The organism is Actinoplanes sp. NPDC024001, from assembly GCF_040638955.1.
Taxonomy (GTDB): domain Bacteria; phylum Actinomycetota; class Actinomycetes; order Mycobacteriales; family Micromonosporaceae; genus Actinoplanes.
The window spans coordinates 1-4414 of record NZ_JBEZZB010000317.1 but is presented as its reverse complement, the minus strand read 5'-3'; the positions used below and the strand labels follow the sequence as shown (position 1 = coordinate 4414).

3 protein-coding genes and 1 pseudogene are annotated in these 4414 nt (G+C 76.2%); 2 read left to right on the top strand and 2 right to left on the bottom strand.

What is annotated here, in order from left to right; translation table 11 throughout:
- Positions 1-46: 46 nt before the first annotated feature.
- Together AB0F81_RS50470 and AB0F81_RS50465 are read left to right on the top strand one after the other, a co-directional pair.
- Positions 47-1231, top strand: a complete 1185-nt coding sequence (locus tag AB0F81_RS50470) for a cupin domain-containing protein (RefSeq protein ID WP_360211487.1) — start codon at positions 47-49, stop codon at positions 1229-1231.
- 19 nt (positions 1232-1250) lie between these two features.
- A complete protein-coding gene (locus AB0F81_RS50465; RefSeq protein ID WP_360211485.1) occupies positions 1251-1427 on the top strand; it encodes a hypothetical protein in 177 nt (58 codons plus the stop codon).
- Here the strand turns inward: AB0F81_RS50465 and AB0F81_RS50460 are convergent.
- Complete coding sequence (locus AB0F81_RS50460) at positions 1414-2121, bottom strand: hypothetical protein (RefSeq protein WP_360211483.1); 708 nt, start codon at positions 2119-2121, stop codon at positions 1414-1416. The two genes, AB0F81_RS50465 and AB0F81_RS50460, sit on opposite strands and share 14 nt — an antisense overlap.
- A pseudogene (locus tag AB0F81_RS50455) lies at positions 2118-4271 on the bottom strand (FtsK/SpoIIIE domain-containing protein); the annotation flags it as partial. The pseudogene AB0F81_RS50455 and the gene AB0F81_RS50460, both read right to left, overlap by 4 nt.
- Positions 4272-4414: the final 143 nt, after the last annotated feature.

The window sequence follows — 4414 nt, the reverse complement described above, 5'->3', positions numbered from 1 at the left end:
CGCGGGCAGCACCCGCGGCGTGCGAGTTCTCCCTATCTACGGCGGGGTGGCGTACGAGCCGCAGGTCGAGGCCCTGAAGAAGGGCATCGAGATCCCCGCCGACCTCGGCGGCCCGGACGGCTTCACCGACCTGCTGTCGGCGGCGGCGGTCGACGAGCTGCTGAGCCGGCGCGGCCTGCGCACCCCGTTCCTGCGGGTGGCGAAGCAGGGCACGGTGCTGCCGGCCGGCCGCTTCACCGGCGGCGGCGGCGCCGGCGCCGAGATCGCCGACCAGGTCCTCGACGAGCGCGTCATGCAGTTGTACGCCGACGGCGCCACCCTGGTCCTGCAGGGCCTGCACCGGCTCTGGCCCCCGCTGATCGACTTCACCGGCGACCTGGCCGCCGAACTGAACCGGCCGCTGCAGGTCAACGCCTACCTGACCCCGCCGGCCAGCCAGGGCTTCGCCACCCACTACGACACCCACGACGTGTTCGTGCTGCAGGTCGACGGCCGCAAGCAGTGGTGCGTCCACCCGCCGGTGCTGCCCGACCCGCTGGAGAAGCAGGCCTGGGGCGGCCGCGCCGACGAGGTCGCCGCCACCGCCCAGGGCGAACCGGCCCTCGACGTCGTGCTCCAGCCGGGCGACGCGCTCTACCTGCCGCGCGGCTGGCTGCACTCGGCGCGGGCCCTCGGCGGCCGTTCGCTGCACCTCACCGTCGGCGTCCGCGGCCTCACCCGATATGCCCTGGTGGAGGAGCTGCTCACGCTCGCCATGGAGGACCCCCGGCTGCGGGCCGCCCTGCCGTACGGTCTGGATGTCGCCGACCCGGAGGCGCTCGCGCCGGTGCTCGACGAGACCGTCGCCGCCCTGCGTGACTGGCTCGGCAGCGCCGAGCCGGCGGCGGTCGCCGCCCGCCTGCGCGACCGTGCCTGGCCGGCCACCCGCCCGGCCCCGGTCAGCCCGCTCGCCCAGCTCGACTTCGCGGCGGCGCTGCGGCCCACCGACGAGATCGTCGCCCGGCCGGGCCTGCGCTGGCAGCTCGGCGACGACGGCCCCGAGCACGTCGAGCTGCGCTCGTCCGCACGGATGCTGCGACTTCCGGCCTGCTGCGCGGCCGCGGTGCGCACCGCGCTCGACGGCGCCCCGCACCCGGTCGGTGAGCTGCCGCTCGACGACGACGAGGACCGTCTGGTGCTGGCCCGGCGGCTGCTCACCGAGGGTCTGGTTGTCCCCGCGGGACGGCCCTGAGCAGGTAATGTCGCAAGGCATGACGGAACCGCAGCACGACCAGCAGCCGGTCCCGGACGTCCCGGCCACCGGCCCTGAGTTCGACCCGGCGGGCGACTACAACTACGACGAGGCGCACGGCGCCGGAGAGCACCCCGACGTGCCCGCCGCGCTCCTGGAGGAGGCTCAGCTGCGCCGCACGATCATCCCGCACTAGGTTGTGCGAACTGCACGGCGGTGAAGAGCAGACCCGCCGTGACCAGCCCGGTGGTCAGCACCGTGGCCACCGCCGCCGTGTCCAGCCCGACCCCGCGCCGGTCGGCCACCAGCTTGGCGGTGACCACGGCCAGGACCGGGCAGAACAGCAGCACCAATAGCGCCACCACCGGCGCGGCCTCCTGCCAGTCGCCGCCGGCCGCCTCGCCGGTGCGGCGCAGCAGCAGGTTGCCCAGCACGCCGAGGATCCCGCCGGCGAAACCGAAGACGCCGAAGAGCACCTGGGTGCCGGCGGTCAGCGGCCGTGCCGGCGGGGTGTACTTCACCCGGGTCTCCACCTCGTCGAGGTAGTCGCGGGCCTCCCGGTCGCGCTGCCGGGGGATGCTGGCCGGCGGCAGGGTCCGCCCGAAGCGCTCGGCGGCCGGCCCGATCCGGTGCACGAACTCCGACCACAGCCCGGCCGCCCGCGCGTCCACGTGCTCCAGTTCCCGCTGGGCCAGCCGGACGTGGTGCTGCGCCTCGCGGACCTGCTCCTCGGCGTCCCGCACGGCGGCGTCGGCCGCGGCGGCCCGCTCGTCGTGCCACGCGGCGGCCTCCTCGCGCAGCGTGGCGGCACGCTGGTCGAGGCTGGTCAGGCGGTGCAGCACCGTACGGTAGTCGGCGCGCTCGAAGTCGGACGGTTGCAGTTCGCTCATGAGGTTCCGTAAGGGATGATCACCTCGGCGCCACGATGCACCGAGCGGTCGAAATGCAGGGCCCGCCACGGCCGGGGATACCAGTTCGGCGCGCCGGTGCCCGGGTAGAACGGCGACAGCTCGCTGCCGTGCACGTCCAGCGCCACCCAGGCGCCGATCGGGTCGGTGCGGCTGGCGTGCCCGCCCAGGCTGTCGCGCAGCAGCCCGGCGCCGCGCCACCAGCCGATCACGTGCAGCCGCCGTTCCGGGCCCTGGCGCAGCACGCTGCGCAGCTGTTCGGCCGCCGCCCGGCCACCCGGCAGCGCGTCCACCGCGTAGATCAGGATGAAGTGCGGCCGGTCCGCCGGCCAGGCCGCGGTGGCCTCGGCGGCGGCGTCCTCGAGCAGCCAGTCGACGTTCTCGGCGTCGTACCAGCCGCACTCCGGGATGCGGGCGTGCAGCGCCTCGGCCGCGGCCCGGGCGTCCTGGTCGAGGCAGACCACCGAGAACCGGGCGCCGTCCGGGGCGAACTGCGCGGCGAGCGAGCGGCCCGCGGTGGCGAGCACCGCGCACGCCTCGTCGACCCGGGTGCCGAGCACCGCGATGTTGCGGCCGGGCGCGCGCCGCAGCACGGTCCGCGCCGACCGGGCCGCCACGTCGATGGTCTCGCCGAGCAGCGCCACCGGGGCGGCCGGCGACTCCGACGGGCGCAGCCCCCGGAAGTCCGGGCTCTCGGTGAGCCGGGGCACCACGTCGCCGTCGAAGAGCCGGGGCGGGCCCGCCTCGGCCGGGCGGCGCCGCCACAGCCGGTGCTGCAGGGCGCTCCACTGGTCGCGGTCGCCGGCGGCCGGCACCCGGACCACCCGGTTGGCGTCGGTGGCGCCGGAGTCGGCGTTGACCACCGCGTGGTAGCGGGGCAGGGTGTCGGCGGCCCCGTTGGTCTCGGCGAGCACCCGGCGCGCCTTGGGCAGCGCGATCCGCAGCGAGAACTGGGCGACCAGCGCGGGCCGGCCCCACAGCGCCTCGATGCCGGAGACGTCCTGGCTGGCCAGGATCAGGTGGATGCCCTGCGAGCGGCCCCGGCGGGCGAGGTCCTCCAGCAGGTCGACGGCCTCCGCGGCGACCGCGTCCCGGCCGGCGAGCAGCACCTGGAACTCGTCGACCACCGCCACGATCCGCGGCCACTCGCCGTCCGGGTCCTCGGTGCGCAGCTCGGCCAGGTTGGTGACCTCGTACTGTTTCGCCGCGTCCGCCCGCCGCCGCAGCTCGCCGCTGAGGAAGCGCAGCAGCGCCAGCCCGAACTCACGGTCGGTGTTCACGTTGACGCCGACGAGGCGCACGTGCGGCAGCCAGCTGGGGTCGCGCCGGCCCGGCGCGAACCGAGCGAACGACACCCCTTCCTTGAAGTCGAGCAGGTAGAACGCCAGCTCGCCGGGGGAGTAGCGGGCCGCCAGGGCGCCCATCCAGGCGTAGATGAAGTTGGTCTTGCCGGTGCCGGACGGGCCGGCGATCAGCGCGTGCGGCGGGTAGTCGCTCAGCGTCACCTGCACCCGGGCGCCCTGCGGGCTGTCCCCGAGCGGCGCGGTCAGGCCGGTGGCGGAGCTCTGCTGCCACTCGGTGCCGGCCTCCGGCAGCAGGCTGTCCAGCGCCACCGGCGCCGGCCCGGCGGCCACCGCCTCGGCGATCTGCCGGCAGGTCGCGGTCAGCACGGACGCCGGCGGGCCGGGATCCAGCCGTACGGGCAGACCGCCGGCCCCGCGGACCCGGGCGCGGTCCCCGGGCGCCGCCGTGATCACCTCGACGGTCGGGCCGGCCTCCACCGCCAGGCCCCGGATGACCAGGTGGACGCCGCACGCCGCCCCGGTGCGCAGCAACCGTTCCAGCTGGGTCCGCTCGTGCTTGGACATCTCCCGCCCGCCGAGCAGCACCGCCACCCGCCACGGCTCCGGGCGGCGCCGGGTGGCCGCGTGCAGCTCACGCAGCGACGTGTACTCACCGGCGAGGACCGTCTCGTTGATCCGCCGTACGTGATCGACCAGTTCGTCGAGGAGCGGGCCGAGGTCCTCCGGCCCGGCGAAGGCGAGCACCCCCGCCGAGGCGAGCGGGGCGAACCCGGCCAGGCCGCCGCCGAGGTGCTCCGGGTCGTACCCCACCAGCTGCACCGCGCCCGGGGGGGGGGGGGCCCCCCCGCCCGCCACGCCCCCACCCCCTCCCCCCCACACCCCCCCCCCCCGGCCCCCCCCCCGCTCGGCCCCGGCACGCCGCTGCAGATCATGTTCGGGGTGGGCGGCGAGCACGACCTCACCGAACGGAC

Coding starts and splice junctions, on each gene's coding strand:
- AB0F81_RS50465 (WP_360211485.1), top strand. CDS start 1,251: ATGACGGAACCGCAGCACGACCAGCAGCCGGTCCCGGACGTCCCGGCC.
- AB0F81_RS50460 (WP_360211483.1), bottom strand. CDS start 2,121: ATGAGCGAACTGCAACCGTCCGACTTCGAGCGCGCCGACTACCGTACG.